The 17,068-nt window shown below is 73.9% G+C and carries 16 protein-coding genes; 8 read left to right on the plus strand and 8 right to left on the minus strand.

What is annotated here, in order from left to right; translation table 11 throughout:
* The first annotated feature begins 216 nt into the window (after positions 1 to 216).
* Positions 217 to 2,307: a hypothetical protein gene (locus RMN57_RS33780; RefSeq protein ID WP_313767094.1), complete on the plus strand. Its 2,091-nt coding sequence runs from the start codon at positions 217 to 219 to the stop codon at positions 2,305 to 2,307.
* Positions 2,304 to 2,624: a hypothetical protein gene (locus tag RMN57_RS33785; RefSeq protein WP_313767095.1), complete on the plus strand. Its 321-nt coding sequence runs from the start codon at positions 2,304 to 2,306 to the stop codon at positions 2,622 to 2,624. Before RMN57_RS33780 ends, RMN57_RS33785 begins: the two co-directional genes overlap by 4 nt.
* 19 nt (positions 2,625 to 2,643) lie before the next feature.
* On the opposite strand, the gene RMN57_RS33790 is transcribed toward RMN57_RS33785, so the two are convergent.
* The 6 genes from RMN57_RS33790 to RMN57_RS33815 all read right to left on the minus strand — a co-directional run bounded on the left by RMN57_RS33790 (position 2,644) and on the right by RMN57_RS33815 (position 8,510).
* Positions 2,644 to 3,201, minus strand: coding sequence for a type VII secretion system-associated protein (locus RMN57_RS33790; RefSeq protein ID WP_313767096.1), 558 nt, complete (start codon positions 3,199 to 3,201; stop codon positions 2,644 to 2,646).
* Between the two features lie 49 nt (positions 3,202 to 3,250).
* Positions 3,251 to 5,077 (minus strand): putative T7SS-secreted protein, encoded by a 1,827-nt coding sequence (locus tag RMN57_RS33795; protein ID WP_313767097.1) that lies wholly within the window; start codon positions 5,075 to 5,077, stop codon positions 3,251 to 3,253.
* Complete coding sequence (locus tag RMN57_RS33800) at positions 5,077 to 5,637, minus strand: hypothetical protein (RefSeq protein ID WP_313767098.1); 561 nt, start codon at positions 5,635 to 5,637, stop codon at positions 5,077 to 5,079. Before RMN57_RS33800 ends, RMN57_RS33795 begins: the two co-directional genes overlap by 1 nt.
* A gap of 1 nt (position 5,638) precedes the next feature.
* Positions 5,639 to 5,980: an SseB family protein gene (locus tag RMN57_RS33805; RefSeq protein WP_313767099.1), complete on the minus strand. Its 342-nt coding sequence runs from the start codon at positions 5,978 to 5,980 to the stop codon at positions 5,639 to 5,641.
* 324 nt (positions 5,981 to 6,304) lie between these two features.
* Entirely contained in the window at positions 6,305 to 7,654 is a 1,350-nt protein-coding gene (locus RMN57_RS33810) for a DUF5685 family protein (protein ID WP_313767100.1), read from the minus strand.
* Between the two features lie 172 nt (positions 7,655 to 7,826).
* Positions 7,827 to 8,510 (minus strand): DUF6215 domain-containing protein, encoded by a 684-nt coding sequence (locus RMN57_RS33815; protein ID WP_313767101.1) that lies wholly within the window; start codon positions 8,508 to 8,510, stop codon positions 7,827 to 7,829.
* A 202-nt stretch (positions 8,511 to 8,712) separates the two neighbouring features.
* Between RMN57_RS33815 and RMN57_RS33820 the strand changes: the two genes are divergently transcribed.
* From RMN57_RS33820 to RMN57_RS33830, 3 genes are all read left to right on the plus strand, one after another.
* A complete protein-coding gene (locus tag RMN57_RS33820) occupies positions 8,713 to 9,276 on the plus strand; it encodes a helix-turn-helix domain-containing protein (protein WP_313767102.1) in 564 nt (187 codons plus the stop codon).
* Positions 9,273 to 10,793: an MFS transporter gene (locus RMN57_RS33825; protein WP_313767103.1), complete on the plus strand. Its 1,521-nt coding sequence runs from the start codon at positions 9,273 to 9,275 to the stop codon at positions 10,791 to 10,793. Before RMN57_RS33820 ends, RMN57_RS33825 begins: the two co-directional genes overlap by 4 nt.
* Positions 10,794 to 10,932: 139 nt before the next feature.
* Positions 10,933 to 11,718, plus strand: a complete 786-nt coding sequence (locus RMN57_RS33830) for an alpha/beta fold hydrolase (RefSeq protein ID WP_313767104.1) — start codon at positions 10,933 to 10,935, stop codon at positions 11,716 to 11,718.
* A gap of 80 nt (positions 11,719 to 11,798) precedes the next feature.
* On the opposite strand, the gene RMN57_RS33835 is transcribed toward RMN57_RS33830, so the two are convergent.
* Entirely contained in the window at positions 11,799 to 13,259 is a 1,461-nt protein-coding gene (locus RMN57_RS33835; protein ID WP_380235804.1) for a DUF2252 domain-containing protein, read from the minus strand.
* Positions 13,260 to 13,565: 306 nt separating this feature from the next.
* Between RMN57_RS33835 and RMN57_RS33840 the strand changes: the two genes are divergently transcribed.
* A complete protein-coding gene (locus tag RMN57_RS33840) occupies positions 13,566 to 14,519 on the plus strand; it encodes a helix-turn-helix domain-containing protein (protein WP_313767106.1) in 954 nt (317 codons plus the stop codon).
* A gap of 122 nt (positions 14,520 to 14,641) precedes the next feature.
* Positions 14,642 to 15,019: a DUF2809 domain-containing protein gene (locus tag RMN57_RS33845; RefSeq protein ID WP_313767107.1), complete on the plus strand. Its 378-nt coding sequence runs from the start codon at positions 14,642 to 14,644 to the stop codon at positions 15,017 to 15,019.
* A 36-nt stretch (positions 15,020 to 15,055) separates the two neighbouring features.
* Here RMN57_RS33845 and RMN57_RS33850 read toward each other — a convergent pair whose 3' ends face one another.
* Positions 15,056 to 15,838: an SGNH/GDSL hydrolase family protein gene (locus tag RMN57_RS33850; protein ID WP_313767108.1), complete on the minus strand. Its 783-nt coding sequence runs from the start codon at positions 15,836 to 15,838 to the stop codon at positions 15,056 to 15,058.
* Positions 15,839 to 16,210: 372 nt separating this feature from the next.
* Here RMN57_RS33850 and ddaH point away from each other — a divergent pair, with 372 nt between their 5' ends.
* Positions 16,211 to 17,038, plus strand: coding sequence for a dimethylargininase (ddaH, locus tag RMN57_RS33855; protein ID WP_313767109.1), 828 nt, complete (start codon positions 16,211 to 16,213; stop codon positions 17,036 to 17,038).
* Positions 17,039 to 17,068: the final 30 nt, after the last annotated feature.

Consider the following 17,068-nt stretch of genomic DNA (forward strand, 5'->3'; position numbering starts at 1 on the left):
CGGGAGAGATGTTTTACATGCTCAGGACAGCCCGCGTCCAGAGGGCGTGCAGCAACGCCCGGTTGAGCAGGCGCCCGGCGAACGGTCCGAGGGCGGCGGCGTGTTCAAGGGCGCGACCAGGGCCCGGTAAGAACCCGTTGGGTCGGATCCGTGTATGAACAACCCCTTTGGGGTCGTATGATCATGATCGCTGAACGGGTGAGTGGGGGAGACCGGGTGGACACGGCCACGCGCTGGATGGACACGACCACGCGCTGGATACCGCCTCTGGGCGCCGGTCGCCGTCCTGCGGGTCGGGCACTGCTGGCCCTGTTGGACGACGCCCGGGCGCCCCGGGTGTGCCAGGTGACCGGCCCGGCCGGCATCGGCAAGACCCGACTGCTGACCTGGTTGGCCACCGCCTGCTCGGACCCTGCCACGCCCGCGGCGCAACGGCCCGACGCTGCGGTGTCGTTGGCGGGAGCGACCGTCCGGAGCGCCACGTGGAGCATCGCCGCCCGCCTGGGTGTGTGGGCGCGCACGCCCGCGGAGCTCGTCGCCGGGCTGCGTGCGGCGGACCGCCCCTGGCTGCTGTTCCTGTGGGATCTCAACCGCTCGGCCGAGCCGGAGGCGGTGGCCGAGCTCCTGGTGGGCCCGCTGTCGGAGGTGCCCCGCGTCCGGATGGTCGTCGAGTCGCCCGGAGCCCTGCCGGTGGCCGGGCAGCCGGCGGTGCTGGCGCTGGACGAGGCACGGTGGACGGACGCCGGGCGCTTCGCCTCCTGGTACGACCGGCGGCGCGCAGGTTCTCCGTTCAGTGCCGAGCAGGTGTACCCGAGCCCGGGTCTGGCCCTGCTCGCGGCCAAGGTCCCGGCCGGGGCCATGCTGCCGGCGGTCGGCCCGGTCGGCCCGGTCGGCCCGGTCGGCCCGGTCGGCCCGCTCGGCCCGGACGTGCCCGCGGCGTGGTGGGCCTCGCTGCCGGACGAGGTGCGTCCGGCCGTGGGCGCGCTGACGGCCGCGGTGCGACCCCTCACCCGGCAGGAGTGGGCGGTCCTGGCCGATCCCGCAGCCGTCGAGCGGGCCGTGGACCGGCTGCCGGCGGACTCCCCGGCCGGCGACACGTGGTGGCTGCCCGTCGGTCCGCTCCGACAGGTCGTGACGGCCGGCGCCGCCCCCTTGGACCCGACCGACGTCGCCCGCGCCCTCGCCGCAACCGTCCCCCGGGCGGCCGACGGCGCTCCGGACCTCCTGAGCGCGGACTCCGACCGGCTCGGCCTTCTCCTCGGCCAGTGCGTCCGGGCCGGAATGGCGGAACAGCTGCTCGAAGACCCGCTGTTCATCGCCTGCGCGGATCCGCTCGCCGTGGCGGCGGCATTCGGCTCCCACGGCGACAGCCCTCTCCGCACCGCGTGGCAGGTGGCCGGCCCCGCCCTGCTGGGGGAGGACGCCGGCGCCTCGCGGGCCGAGATCCTGAGGGTGCGTCTGCTGGAGGGCGGCACCGACCACACCTTCCCGCCGGTCTCCGGTGCGCCCTGGCACGCGGAGTGGTTCTGCGGGCCCGCGGAGGCGGACGCCCCGCTCGTCGCGGCGGCCCTCGGCCGGGGGGCGTTCGACGGCCGGATCCTGGTGGCGGACGTCACCGGCGGCGTACACCTGGTCGACCTGGCCACGGGGCGGCTTCTCGACCGCAGGGCGCTCGTCGGACCGGCCGACCTGACCGCGCTCACCTGTCACCCGGACGGGACGGTCGCGGCGTTCGGCCCCGACGGCGAGGTGCGGCTGCTCACCGGCGACCTGCGGCTCCCACCGCCCGCGACGGGCCGGTGGACGGCATCGGCCGAGCTCACGGCGGTCGGCGACGGAACGGGGACGGTGCACTGGTTCGCGCCGGGGGAGGCCTGTGCCGAGCCGCTCCACCGGGGGCCGGTCACCGCCCTGAGCGGCGTCCTGCTCCCCGGCGACGAGGCGAAGGCCCGGTCACTCGTCGTCAGCGGAGGCGCCGACGGCCGGGTCCGCGCCTGGCGTCCCGGCCTGCCGCCGATGCCCGGCAGCATCGCCGAGCGTGCCCGTGCGGTCGTCTCGGTGAGCCTGACGAACACTCCTTCCGGCCTCTTCCTGGCCATGGCCTGGGAGGACGGACTCCTGAGGGCCGTTCCCGTCGACCGGAACGGCCCGGCGGTCGACGTCCGTCTCGGAACGCCCGTCCGCACCGTTCTGGCCACTGCCCCCGGCGACGTCGTCTGCGTCCTCGCGGAAGGCCTGGCCCGGATCAGCCTGCCGGCGCCGGTATCCTTCGGGGCGACCGAGGGAACCGACGGGGAGCACCTTTGAGCACAGAACCGGACCTGCCCACCGCCACGCAATACCGCGACCTGCGGACTTTCGTGACGACCATCGAGCGGCAGGCGGAGATCGAGCGGATGAACCGGGGGATGGAACCGACGACGTACGCCGTCTACAGCGCCTGGACCAGGATGGCCGTCAGGTACGTCACGGTGCTCGGCGACGAGCGGACGACCCCCCGGGCCGCCCACGCCGCGGCCCGCGCCTGGGGGATCCTCCTGGAGATGCTCGGATTCTGGAAGAACAGCCCCCTGCTGCCGGAATCGCTGCGGGCTCCCGTCACGGCCGCTGCCGAGGTCCGCTGACCCCGGCAGCCGCCGCCGCTCAGCCCGCCAGGTCGTCGAGGGGGAGCGTGACCGACGGGGTGGCGCCGGGGTTCACACGCAGGTCCAGGCCACGTGTCAGCTCCGCCAGCCGCCGTCCCGTGATCCGGCTGAACCCGGGCCAGTGGCCGGGCAGATGGCGCTCCGACGTACACGCCTCCAGAACGCTCCGTCCGTCCGGTCCCGGTACCACGTGCAGGTTCATCGGGCCGGGTTCTGCGAACACGAGCAGCTCCGCGTCGAGCAGTGCGGCCTTCAGCCTCTCCTCGCCCCAGTACCCCGTCGCAGCCCACTGCAACGCCTCCTCGGCCTCGGTCTCCGGCCTGGCCCAGCCCCGGCTCTGCGGTGAGGGGCGGTAGTTGGGGTTGTGGAGGAAGCGGACCAGCGCGCCGTTGGCGTCCACCTGCCAGCCGCCGATGACCGCGTGGTTGGGAACCTCCCCGTTCGGGTCGAAGGCCGGGTCGATCGAGTAGATCCAGCCCCCGCGCCGACGACGGGCTTCGGCCCGCAGGGCGTCGGTCACGGGCGGATCGGCCGGGCCGTCGGACGGTTTGGTCATGTGTTGTGCCTCTCACGGTTGCCGAACGGGGTCACGGGATGGTCCGGGCCTACGGCAGCGGCGGGTTCGCGCCGGCGGCCGGCTGGTAGCGCGGATTCGGAATCCACTCCAACGGTTGCCGGTTCTCGTCGAGCCGCCAGGCGCCCTTGACGTTCTCCGCCCTGATGCCGCCGGGGAAGGCGATCTCGCTCTCGTGCGCGTGCGGGTAGTCGCCGTTCTTGAACGTGGCGTTGATGTCGATGCCACCCGGCGCGTCGACCTCGTACTTGTAGTTCCGGCCCAGCGAGTAGGCAGGGTCCTTGCTCGTCCCGACGTAGATCGAGTCCCAGTTCGCGTGCGCGTAGCCGCGAAGGTTGTGCTCCGTGTTGCTCCGCGGCGCGAACCCGGGCTTGTCGGACCCGAAGATCTCCTCCGGATGGCGGTCGTCGTACCGCCAGAGCGGCTCCTTGCTGTCACGCCACACCGGATCGTGGGTGATGTCATCGATGTTGATGTCCTTGTTGACGGCCGCCTTCAACTTGTCGGCGTCACTGGCGGCCTTGGCGGCCGCCTGCTCGGCGGCCTCCTTGGCCGCCTTGTCCGCGGACTCCTTCGCGGCCTTCTCCGCAGCCTCCTGGGCCGCCTTGTCCGCGGACTCCTTCGCGGCCTTCTCCGCAGCCTCCTGGGCCGCCTTCTCCGCGGACTCCTTCGCGGCCTTCTCGGCGGCGTTCTTGGCGACGGCGGCGGCCTCGCGCTCGGCGACGGTGGCGGCGGTACCGCCGCCACCGGTACCGGCGCCGATGAGGAGGTCGCCGACGAGCCTTCCGCCCGCCTCGGACGGGTCGTTGCCCCACCCGCTGCCGACCAGGCCCTTGAGCAGGTCGACGGGGTGGTCACCGGCCTTGATCAGCCCCGCGGTGATGGTGGAGAGGCCGTCGAGGTACTGGGCGGGGTGGGTGAGGTTGTACGGGTCGTAGGGGTTGAGCGAGCGGCCGAGCTTGAGCAGGTCGGTACCGCTCTTGATCAGACCACCGGTGAAGTGCTGGTACATCACCGGTGCGCCCGCCAGACCGTCCATGACGTCGGCCTTGAGGATCTGCATCTTGCTCGGCATGTTCGGCGCCGACTGCACCAGCGCGGCGATCGCGGCAGTGGCGGTGCGAGCGGCGGAGTCCCGCTGGGTGCGGGCTGCGTCCAGCTTCTCCTCGGCCTGCTCGAACTCGGCCTGCGCCGGGTCCTTGAACTCGCCCGGATCGACCGGCTTCTGCGTCGGCCGCTGGTCCGCGGGAGTCGCGTTGTAGGCCTTGACCTGCAGGTTGTACGTCATGGCGTGCTCAAGCCACGCCTTGGCCGCCGCGTCGGACTTCTTCTTCGCGGCCTTCCACATCCTGGCGGCCTCCGCGGCCTCCCCCTGCGCCCAGGTGACCGTGTGCGCGAAGGTCTCCAGCGCGGCGGCGGCCTTGCCGCACGCGTCGGCGGCGGTCAGCCACTGCTTGGGCTGCGGCTGGAACGCCTTCCGGAAGGCCTCGGCCGCGTCCCCGGTCCAGTGCTCGTGGTCGAGCCTGGCCAGGCCGCTGCCGGTCTTGTCGAACGCGTCGTGGAACTTCTTCAGGTGCCCGGCGACCTCGTTGAGCTTCTTCGCGTCCCCGTGGACCAGCTCCTTCGGGTCGTCGGTCTGTTTGAGGCTGCGCTCGCCGACCTTCAGGCCGGCCTCGTCCGCGACGTCGTCGCCCCACCCGTTGACCTTCTGGGCCGCACCGTGCAGGCCGACTTCGTCCAGCAGGTCACCGGTCAGGTGCGAGCCCTTCTGCAGGACCTTGGCACCCGCCTTGACGTGCACGTCGACGAAGGTGTCGGCCGCGTCCACCACATCGGTGATGCTGAAGTGCAGGCCCATCAGCCGTTGCCCCCCGCCGCCTCGGCGATCGCCTTGTTGATCCCGAACGGACCCTCGGCCTTCTCCTTCGCGACGTCCTTCCAGGTCTTCTTCATGTTGTCGAAGGCCTTGTCCGCGGACTCCGGGGAGAAGTCCGGATTGGTGATCTGGGTGTACGGGTTGTCACCCAACACCTGGTCCCAGGACTTGCCCTCGATCTGCTCCTCCGTCTGGTGCGGATTCCCGATGCCGGCCGCGACGACGTCCTTCAACAGGCCGTTCGCGTACTTCTCCTGCTCGTGGTAGTAACCGGCCGACAGCCCGAGCTTGCCCGCGATCGTGGTGCCCTCCTGGACCAGCTTCCGCACGCCCCACGACCAGCGTTCGCAGAACTCGGTGAACACGGTCCCCAGATCCGGGTCACCGGCCTCCATACCGGTCATCTCCAGCTCCGAGAACCCCCGCCCGGACTCCGCGAAACCCGCGATCCCCAGCTTCTGCAGCTCCTCGATCGCCCCGTTGATGCCCTCCTCCGCCAGTTTCAGCGCCTGCGGATCAACCCCGAACCCCGTCCCCGCCATCTCAGCCTTCCCCCTTCGACACCGCTGCCCCGTCCAGGGCCACTTCGTCCGGCACGATCCCCCGCATCGGGGGGAAGAACATCGGCTCCGCCCCCGCCACGTCCAACGCCACGCCGCCGGGCATCCCCAGCGCGGGCACCGCCACGTCCAGCAACCGGGAGCCCAGTACCGTCAGATACGGCAGGCCGTCCACCGGAAGCTCCTTCAGCCGTGCGAACGCCGCGAGTTCCTCTTCCGACGTGAACGCGTAGATCCACCGCAGGCCCTCGTGGTCGGCGGTCCACACCGCCTCCTCGCCCCAACGCGGCACCAGTACGGCACTCAACCGGAACTGGGCCACCATCAACGCAGGGTCGCCCACTCCCGCCCGCAGCATCCGTACCTGATGCACCAAACCGGCGTTCCGCATGATCCCCCGATCGCCCCGGCCCCGTTTAGAACGCCACTCTAATGCACGGATATGGGGACGGATCGCCGGATATCACCGACAGGGGTCGATGGTGAAGGGTGTGCCGGTGGCTGGCCTGGCCTGCGAGGATGGCAACAGCCGGCTGCTCCCGCTGTGTTGACCGTCCGTCATGTTGTTGCGGGGGAAGGAGAGCGGCTCGCCGGTGCGGTGCGGTGCGCCTGTCGCCACCGTGCCGGCGAGCCGCTCACGAACACGGGCTCAGTTGCACCCGCCGCAGTCGCAGCCTCCGTCGCAGCAGCCGTCGCACCCGCAGCCGTCGCAGCAGCCGTCGTCGCCGCAGCACTGGCAGCAGCCGTCGCAGTTGCTGCAGCCGCTGCAGTCGCACTGCCCGCAGCCGCAGTCCTGCCGGGCGCACCAGCCCTCGCGGGGCTCGCGCGAGAACGGGTCGTTGTGGTCGCAGCACATCAGCTGGCACGAGCAGGCCATCAGGGCCCAGATCGCGCAGCCGGAGAGCAGGTTGCGCCGGGGTGGGCGCGGTGCGCCGGGCGGGGTGAAGCCCGGGCCCTGCGGCACCCACGGTGGGATCGGCGCCCCGGGGCCGGCCGGGGGAGCCTGGTTCGGGTCCTGCCGGGGCGGCGACTGGTACGGGTTGGCGGCGTGCGGTGCGGCGTGCGGCTGGGCGTCGTGCGCCGCGGCGTGGGGCGCGGTGCCGCCCGGTGCGGCCTTGGTGCGGCAGGACGCCGCGTGCGCGGCCTGGCCGAAGACCCGGTCGACGGCGCGCTCCGTCTCGTGCCCGAGCAGGACGTGGACCAGCGCGCGGTCGGTGAACTCCACGTCGCGCAGTGCGAGTCGGATGCCGTGCACGGCGTCCCGGCAGAGCCGTTCGGCCTCCGCCCGGTCGGTGCCGGTCGCGGTGAGCGGGTTCCAGGCGCCGCTCGCGGCGTCCGCGGTCTGGTCCTCGGCCGCGTCCAGCAGGTGGGCCAGCCGCCCGAACAGCCGCCCCGCCTCGGCCAGCGGCGCGGCGTTGCCGGGCCGGCCGGCCAGCTCCGCGGTGTGCGCGAAGGCCGCCGAGGTGGCGCTCTCGGTGGGCTCGGTGACCAGCAGCACCGAGCCGCCCGGCGCCAGCGAGCGCTCCAGCTCGCCCTGGCGGGCCGCGGCGTCGAGCAGCACGGCCGTGTCGAATCCGACGGACGACGCGCTGCCCGCGCTCTTGCGGTCCCAGCGCCTGGTCACCGCCCGCGCGCCGGCCGCCACCGGCCGGCGGGCGAAGACGCCGTCGCGGTCCTCGACGTGGTCGCGGATCTTCACCGAGGCGAGCGCCAGCGAGACCGCCGCGGCCAGCCGGGCACCCTCCCCCTTGGCGACCGAGGCGGTGCGCATCCCCCGGAGCGGGCAGGGCCCGGCGGTGCGGCGCCAGGAGGCGTCGTCCGCGGCGCTCTGCGCCTCGACGAGCACCGAGATGATCAGGCCGTCGTAGTTGGTGGCGGTCCGCGCCAGCTGGCCGTGGTCGTCCCGCAGTGCCAGGCAGAGCCCGCACAGGTGCGCCATCCACGAGGTCTGCAACCGCTCCGAGAGCCGGTGACGACACGGTCTGATGATGCCGAACATGATCCCCCCTCATCCGACCAGGGCTTGATCGGCCCTGGCGGCGCACATCATATGACCAGGTGGGAGGGGTTCCGAAGGCGTATGACTCTCCGTGATCGCAGGCCTGCGCCGCGCATGCTCCGGTCGCCCGCGCACGGTCCGACCGGCGGTGGAGGCGCGGCCTCCGGCGCTGCTACCGGCCCGCGGTCCAGCCCTGGAGTGTCGGGAGCACCTTCTCGGCGATCCGGAACAGCGCCGCGTCGTCGGGGATGGCGCTGTCTTGGTGCCAGATCGTGAGCTCGTACGACCCGCCGTCGGCGGTGGCGTCCTTCCCGACGACGAGGTGCCGGGCGATGCCGCCGGTGCCGGTGGTGGCCTTGCCGCCGCCGAGGTTGAGGTAGATCGCGGCGGTGTGATCGGAGTAGGTCATCGCGGGGTGGCCGAGGAACGTGGTGCGGGTGGTCGGGCCGCCGCCCAGGACGAGGTAGTCCTGCACCGGGAGGTCGTGGAGGTCGGAGATCCGCACCTGGAGCGTGCCGATTTGTACCTCCGCGGTGGCGTTGCGCTTCTTCGTTCCGTCCACGAAGGTGATCGTTCCGCCCCCGGACTGCGCGTGGGAGACGTGCTCGGTCGGCATGCCGGCCAGGGCCGGGAAGTCCGGCCGGTTGAGCGCGGCACAGAGCGCCGGGTACTCGGGCGTGTCCGTGTCCGTGGCCGCCTGGCACGTGGCCGGCGTGTCCGCGTCCGCGGCCTGCTCGCCGATCTCTCCCAGGCCCAACAGCGCCGCCGCCGTCCCCCCGACCATCAGTAGGGCCGTCGCCGCCTGGGCCCACGCACTCGGCCCGCGCTTGTCGGCCACCACGACGTCTTCGCTCATGCCAGCTGTCCCCCCGCGCAGTCTTCACCCCGTGTACACGTTCACGGGCTGCGCGATCGTAGCGGATCACCGCCGGGCCGGTCGCCACCGTTTCCGGCTCCGGCGCCCGCGTCCGTCCGGCGGGGGTGCCCGGGGGTGCGGGGTGGTTGCAGGCCCGCCGGCCCCGTATCGGTGATCTCATATCCGGGATAGCATCGCGAATATGGGAATCGACACCGCCGCTGATGAGCGGCTGGCGACGCGGTTGGCGGAGTTGCGGGTGGAACGGGGGTGGACGCTGGAGGAGTTGGCGCAGCGGGCGGATGTCAGCCGGTCGACGCTGTCGCGGGTGGAGCGGGCGGAGGTGAGCCCGACGGCGGCGGTGCTCGGGCGGCTCTGCGCGGTGTACGGGTGGACGATGTCGCGCCTGCTCGCCGAGGTGGAGTCGGTGCCGGCCCGGCTGGTGCGGGCGGGCGAGCAGCGGGTGTGGCGGGACGAGGCGACCGGGTTCGTGCGCCGGTCGGTGTCGCCGCCGCACGGGTCGCTGCGGGCCGAGGTGATCGAGGGCAGGCTGCCGGCGGGTGCCGACCTCGCCTACGACCGGCCGTCCGTCCCCGGGCTCGAACACCATCTCTGGCTGCTGGAGGGGGAGTTGGAGCTGACCGTGGACGGTGAGCCGCACCTGCTGGCGGCCGGGGACTGCCTGCGGTTCGTCGCGGAGACCACCCGGTTCCGCTGCCCGGGGCCGGCGGAGGCCCGGTACGCGCTGGTGGTGGTCGTCCCGTGAAGCGGTCGACGGCCGACCCCGCCCCGGCGGCGCCCCGGGAGCGGTTCGACGCCGCCGGGCGCCGCGTCCTGCTGGTCTGTGTCGCGGGTGGGTTCACCACCCTGCTCGACCAGTCCGTGCTCAACACCTCCATACCCGCGCTGCGTGAGAGCCTGCACGCCCAACCCGCCCACCTGCAGTGGATCGTGGCCGGCTTCTCGCTCGCCTTCGGCCTGGCCCTGGTGCCGGGCGGGCGGCTCGGCGACGTGCGGGGCCGCAAGTGGTTCTTCGTCGCGGGCCTGGCCCTGTTCACCTCGGTCAGCGTGCTCTCGGCGACGGCGACCGAGCCGTGGGTGCTGGTGGCGGCCCGGCTGCTCCAGGGAGCGGGGGCCGGTCTGGTCAACTCCCAGATGATCGGCACCCTCCAGGACGTCTTCGACGGTCAGCTGCGCGCCCGGGCGCTCGGCATGTACGCCGTGACCGGCGGCCTCGCCTTCGCCCTCGGACCGCCGATCGGCGGCGCGGTGCTGGCCGCCGTCGGCCCCGAGGCCGGCTGGCGGCTGACCTTCCTGCTCAACGTCCCGTTCGGCCTGGCCACCGTGGCACTGGCGGCGCGCTGGCTGCCGCGTCCGCGCCCCAGCGCCCGGCACGCCGACCTCGACCTGGTCGGCCTGCTGCTGGTCGGCGCGCTGACGCTGGTGCTGATGCTGCCCTTCGTCCAGCCGCCCGCCTGGACCGGCTGGCTCGCGTTCGCGGCCGGCGCCTGCCTGCTGCTCGGCGCGCTCGCCTGGTGGCAGCGGCGCTACGCCCGGGCCGGCGGGCACCCGCTGATCCACCCGGCGCTCACCCGCTCCGCGCCGTACGCGCTGGGTACGGCGGTGGCGATGGCCCAGTTCGGCTCCTCCATCGCGGCCGGGCTGGTGCTGGCGATGTTCCTGCAGGACGGTCTCGGGCTCTCCCCGATCGGCGCGGCGCTGGTCGCGCTGCCCTCGGCGATGTCCATGGGCGTCGCCTCCGCGCTGGCCTGGCGGGTGGTGCAGCGCTTCGGCCGCCGGACCGTCACCGCGGGCATGGTCGCCTCGGCGTTGGTGATGCTGGCCGGCGGACTGGTGGTGCAGTGGGGGCCGACCGGCGCCCTGCCCTGGCTGCTCGCCGCCCTGCAACTGCTCGGCGGGGCGGCGGTCGGCGTGATGGGCGCCACCAACCAGGCGTTCGTGCTGCGGCACGCCCCGGCCGAGGCGGCCGGGGTGAGCGGGGCGATCCTGCAGATGACGCAGCGGATCGCGGCGGCGGTGAGCGTCTCCGCGCTCTCCGGCGTCTACCTGCGCGCCACCGCGGGCGGCGGCGGGCACCGCGCGGCGTACGCGTATGCGAGCGCGGTCTGCGCGGCGGTGGCCGGTCTGGCGGTGCTGGCCTCGGTGTACGCGGGCCGCGCCTCGGCGCGGGACGGCGAGGCGCCCGCGGCGGGGGTGGACGCGACTCCGGAGGCCCCGGCGCCCGGCGTGCGGGAGGACGCGGCACCCGGCGGCGGGCGTTGACCGGCGGCCGCCGATCCCCGGTCCTCGACGGCGGGACCCGCGTGGCGGGCCCCTGCACGGCGGTCCTTCGGCCGACGGGCTTTTGAGCGGTGGGCGAACGGGCGGCCGCGGGGTCGGAGTTCGCGGGTACGGTGCTGTCATGACCGATCACCGGACTCCGGCCCGGCCCGCCCACCAGGGGCGCGCGGGGCACCGGACCCACCAGGGGTGGGAGACCCGCCGGACCCACCGGACCGTCGACCTGCCCGGGGTCACCCTCGCCTACCAGGAGCACGGCAGGCCCGGGGCGCCGCCCCTGGTGCTGCTGCACGCGCTCGGCGAGCGGGCCCGGGACTGGGACGGCGTGCTGCCGGAACTCGCCCCGCACCACCACGTCTTCGCGCTCGACCTGCGCGGCCACGGCGACAGCGGCCGGCCCGGCGCGTACGGGGTCGAGCTGATGCGGGACGACGTGCTCGGCTTCCTGGACGCACTCGGCCTCGACCGGGTGGACGTGGTCGGACACTCGATGGGCGGCGTCGTCGCGTACCTGCTGGCGCAGGAGCACCCCGCTCGGATCGGCCGGCTGGTGCTGGAGGACATCCCCGTGCCGTACCCGCGGCCGGCGAGCCCGGTGGCCGAGGCGCCGGCCGAGCCGGTGGACTTCGACTGGGCGGTGGTGCGGGCGGTCAAGGCGCAGCTCGACACCCCGGACCCGGTCTGGCTGGAGCGGATGGCCGCCGTGACCGCGCCCACCCTGGTGGTGGCCGGCGGTCCCACCAGCCACGTCCCGCAGGACCGGATCGCCGAGCTGGCGGACCGGATCCCGGACTGCCGGGTGGTCACCATCGACGCCGGGCACCTGGTGCACCACAGCCGGCCGGCCGAGTACGTCGCGCTGGTCGCGCCGTTCCTCGATCCGGCCGGCCGGGGTGGTGGGTCCTGAGGTCCAGGGGTCCCGAGGCCTTGACGCCCCGAGGCCTTGACGCCCCGAGGCCCCGAGGCCCCGACCCTCCTGGTGGTCGATCAGATGCCGTGCTCGGCCGGCAGGCGGCCCGCCCTTATCGCCGCCAGCAGGTCGGCGTGGTCGGCCTCGGTGCGGTCGGCGTAGGCGACGGCGAAGGTCGCGATCGCCTCGTCCAGCGCCTCGTTCTTGCCGCAGTAGCCGCTGATCACGCCGGGGTCGGCGGTGTGCGCGTGGGCGCGGGCCAACAGGGCGCCGGTGATCCGGGCGTAGTCGTCGAGCTGGCCGGGCAGCAGCGCCGCCGGGTCCACGCTGCCCTTGCGGTTGCGGAACTGCCGGACCTGGTAGGGCAGTCCGTCGACGGTGGTCCAGCCGAGCAGGGTGTCGCTGACCACCTGCATGCGCTTCTGGCCGAGCACCACCCGGCGGCCCTCGTGGCCGTCGATCGCGGCGGCCGGCACCGGGTGGCCCGCCTTGGCCAGGTGCGGCAGCAGCACGGACGGGCGGGCCTCCTTCACCTGGAGTACCAGCGCCTGGTCACGGTGGTCGGTGAGCAGCACGACGTACGAGCGGGTGCCGACGCTGCCGGTGCCGACCACGCGGAACGCCACGTCCTGGACGTGGTAGCGGGAGAGCAGCGGGTGCAGCTCGGCCGGCACGGTCTGCACGTAGGGGCCGAGTGAGGCGGCCACCGCGGCGGCCGTCGTGTCCGGCACCTCGCTTAGCACCGGGGGCGCCGCGGTGAATTGCCAACCGCCGTCCTCCGTGCGGACGGTGGACTTGGCGGCGAACTTGGCACCGGTGTTGCCGAGCGCCTTGGTGCCGACCCGCTCCAGCACCTCGGCCAGGTCGTGCGCCTGGGCGAAGGAGACCAACTGCTCGTCGGCGACGGCGTTCCAGGCGTCCAGGGCGGAGAGCTTGGCCAGCGCGCGCATGGTCCGGCGGTACGAGCCGGCCGCGTCGAAGGCGGCCCGGCGCGCGGTGGTCTCGTCGGCGCCGATCTCGCGGCCGGCCAGTACCAGGCTGGCGGCGAGCCGCTTGAGGTCCCACTCCCACGGGCCGGGGACGGTCTCGTCGAAGTCGTTGATGTCCATCACGAGCCGGCCGCGGGCGTCGCCGTAGAGGCCGAAGTTGGCCGCGTGCGCGTCGCCGCAGAGCTGCGCGGAGACGCCGGTGGCGGGGGTGCCGGCGAGGTCGGCGGCCATCAGGCCGGCCGAACCGCGCAGGAAGGCGAACGGGGTGGCGGCCATCCGGCCGAGCCGGATCGGCACCAGGTCGGTGAGCCGGCCGGCGTTGGACGCCTCGATCGCCTCGACGGCGGTCGGGCGGTCGCCGGTGGGCACGAACTCGGCGTGCCGCTCGCGCGGGGTGCGTGTGCGCAGCGCCTTGCCGTGTTCCCGGGCGCGGCCGTCGTGGCGCGGTGCGAACCCGTCCACCGTGAACCGCCGCCCGGCCTTCCGGCCGCCGCCTGGCGCGCCGGCCCCCAGGCCGGATCCCTCAACCCCATCGGTCAGCTGCGTCACTGCGCCCCGCCCCGTCTTTCCGTCGTTCCGTCCGCGACCTGCGCGGACCCGGCCCCTCGGCGGGCCGGGCAGCAGGCTACCCCTCGGTCGGGGCGACCTGTCGGGAGGGAGGGACGCCACGCGGGTGGCGGCGGTTCCGGGGCGTCGCGGGGGCGCGTCCGGAAATCCGGGCGGGCGTCCGGATTCGAGTTGCCGAACGGGCGCCAATCGATCATGGTGATGGTCGCGACCGATCCCGCCGTGCCGGCGGCCGGGCGGGTCGGTGTGTTCGTCGGGCAGGGGGAGGTACTGGTGGGAGAGGTGTGCGTGTCGTCGACCGTCGTGCCGCCGGGGGACCGGTTCGAGTGGTTCTGCGAGGCGGTGTCGGGCGACCTGATGCCCATCACGATCCGTGCGGAGCACACGGCCGGCTTCCGAGCGGAGATCAGGAGCGTCGGGCTGGGAGCCGTCCAGGTGTCGAGCTTCGCCTACTCGCCGGTGTCGGCGAGCCGCAGCGCCTGCCACGTCCGGCAGGGGGATCCCGAGCAGTACCAGCTCGCGCTGATCACGGACGGCGCCATCCGTACCGCCCAGCTCCGCAACGAGTCCGTGGTCTCGGGTGACCTGGTGCTGACGGACACCTCGCGCCCGATGGTGAACTTCTCCGGCTGCGACGGCCGACCGGTCCGGGTGGTGATGCTGCAGGTGCCCCGGTCCGAATTGCCGCTCCACCCGGACAGGCTGGACGGACTCCTCGCCCGGCGCATCCCCGCACAGCGGGGCACCGGGGCGATCCTCGCCCGCTTCATGGGAACGCTGCTCGACCTCGGCGCCGGCTGCGGCCCCGAGGAACTGCCCGGGATCGGCGCCGTCGCGCTCGACCTGGCCACGGCCTGCCTGGCCCAGCAGCTGGGCGCCCCGGAGAAGGCTCCTGCCGAGGCCCGCGCCCAGGTGATGCTGCAACGGATCGACCGCTTCATCGAGCACAACCTCGGCGACCCGGCGCTGACGCCCCAGGCGATCGCCGACCGTCACCACATCTCGCTGCGCGCGCTCTACCTCCTCTTCCGTGACCAGCCGGCCAGCGTGGCGGCGACCATTCGGCAACGCCGCCTCGAACGCTGCCACGCCGATCTCGCGCACCGGGGCCTGGGCGACCAGTCCGTTCAGGTGATCGCAGCCCGCTGGGGGTTCTCCAATGCCGGCTCCTTCGGCCGCGCCTTCCGCGCGGCGTACGGGATCACCCCCAGTGAACACCGCGCACACGCCCTCGAAGCCTGATCGCACGACGCGTCGAGCAGGCTTGCCCGGCACTCGGAGCAGGCTTGCCCGACACTCGGAGCACCCGGCCGAAGGGACGCCCTAGGCTGGCCCGTGTGGATGATCTTCGGGGGAGGCGGGCCGTGCGTGCGGCGGCCCTGGTGGCGGCGGTCGTGACGGTGGCGGCAGGCCTCGGCGTACGCGCGGTGGCGGGCGGTGAGTTCGCCAAGGCCGCGGGCGACGCGCTCTACACCGTGCTGGTCTACGCCCTGGTGCTGCTGGCCGCGCCGCGGCTGCGCCCGCTGCCCGCCGCCCTGGCGGCGGCCGGGCTGAGCTGGGCGGTGGAGCTGTTCCAGCTCACCGGTGTGCCGGACGAGCTCAGCCGGCGCAGCACGCTCGCCCGGCTGGTCCTGGGCTCGACCTTCAATCCGCCGGACCTGTTCTGGTACGTGGTCGGTGCCGCGGCGGCCGCAGCGCTGCACGCGGCTGCCGCCCGATCCTGGCGCAGCCGCCCCCGATGACGGGAGCGGCTGCGGCCGGAGCGGTCTGACGCTGCGTCAGAGCGGCAGCAGGTCCGGGCGCTTCGCCTCGACGTGGTCGCCGGAGGACTCGCCGCGCAGCCGGCGGCCGACCCACGGGATCAGGAACTCGCGCGCCCACTGCAGGTTCTCCTGCCGCTGCTCGGCGGCGGACTGCACGGGCAGGACCGGCCACGGCGCCTCCGGGTCCTGCTCGGTGTGCAGGCCCAGCGAGCGGGCGGCCAGCAGGGCGACCCGCTGGTGGCCCTCGGGGGAGAGGTGCAGCCGGTCCTCGCTCCAGGCGCGGCGGTCCTGGACCGCGCGCAGCGACCAGAGGTCGGCGACCTTGCAGCCGTTGCGGTCCGCGACCGCGCGCATGTGGCCGTTGTACGTGGCGATCTTGCCGCGCAGGTGCTTCAACAGCGGCACGCCGCGGGTGTCGAAGCCGGTGCAGATCAGTACCGTGCCGGCGGAGTCGACCAGCTGGGCGACGGCCGACTCGAAGCGCTCGGCCACCTCGTCCGGGTCGCTGCCCGGGCGCAGGATGTCGTTGCCGCCGGCGCAGAAGGTGACCAGATCGGGCTGCATGCGGTGGACCTGCGGCACCTGCTCGGCCGCGATCTGGTCGAGCAGCCGCCCGCGCACCGCGAGGTTGGCGTACCGGAAGGCGCCCGGCGGCCGTCCGTCGGCGAGCAGCCCGGCCAGCCGGTCCGCCCAGCCGGCGAAGGCGCCGCCGACGCCGGGGTCGTTCAGGCCTTCGGTGAAGCTGTCCCCGAGGGCGGCGTACGAACTGAGGTCAAGGGTCTCCTGGAGGTTCGGCATGAAGTAGATAGTTCACTGTCTCAAGTGACCTACGCCACCGTAGGTGGCCGGTTGCGGTACGTGAGATGGACCACGTAGGGCAGATCGGCGGACGGAACGTCAGGTCGCGGCCCCGTGCTCACCCCCGCGGTCGCCGCCTCGCCCACCCCCGCCGCAGGCGCGGGCGGCGGCGCGGCGCGGCGGCGGCGCGCGCCCCGTGCGCCGGGTGGTCGCGCCGGGTGCGCCGGGGGCTGCGACGTTCCGGCGGCCCGTGCGCGTGTGCGAACGGGGGTCTTCGGGCAGCCGCCTTTCCGGGACGTGCTCCGGGCGTCGACCGGCGCCGCGCCGGACACCGGACCGGAACCCACCCCCCCGGACGGCGGAGGTAGCCGCATGCCGAACCGAATCCCGGAGCGCACCGCCAGGCCGCGGCGCTTCCTGATGTGCCGGCCGACGCACTTCACCGTCGACTACGCGATCAACCCCTGGATGGACCCGGAGCGCCCCACCGACACCGCGCTCGCCGTCCGCCAGTGGGAGCACCTCCGCACGCTCTACCGGCGGCTCGGCCACACCGTCGAGCTGATCGAACCGCTGCCCGGCCTGCCCGACATGGTCTACACCGCGAACGGGGCGACCGTGCTGGACGGGCGGGCGCTGGTCGCGACCTTCCGGCACCCGGAGCGGGCCGGCGAGTCCGACGCCCACCAGGCCTGGTTCCGGGCGCACGGCTACCGCGAGGTGCGCCGCGCCGGCCACGTCAACGAGGGCGAGGGCGACCTCCTGGTGGCCGGCCGCCGCGTCCTGGCCGGGACGGGCTTCCGCACCGACCCGGCCGCGCACGCCGAGGCCCGGGCGTTGTTCGGCGTACAGGTGCTCAGCCTGACCCTGGTCGACCCGCGCTTCTACCACCTGGACACCGCGCTCGCCGTGCTCGACGACGACCACGTCATGTACTACCCGGCGGCCTTCTCGCCGGACAGCCAGGCGCTGCTGCGCAGCCTCTACCCGGACGCGATCCTCGCCGACCGGGCGGACGCCGAGGTGTTCGGCCTCAACGCCGTCTCGGACGGCCGGCGCGTCCTGCTGCCCGAACCCGCCAAGGCGCTCGCCGCGCAGCTGGCCGAGCAGGGCTACGAGCCGTGGCCGGTGGACGTCTCCGAGCTGCTCAAGGGCGGCGGCGGGCCGAAGTGCTGCACGCTGGAGCTGCGCCCGGCCTGAGTTCTGCGGCCCTGCGTGGACGCGCCCGTG

The sequence above is a fragment of the Kitasatospora sp. CM 4170 genome (assembly GCF_032110285.1).
GTDB lineage: Bacteria > Actinomycetota > Actinomycetes > Streptomycetales > Streptomycetaceae > Kitasatospora > Kitasatospora aburaviensis.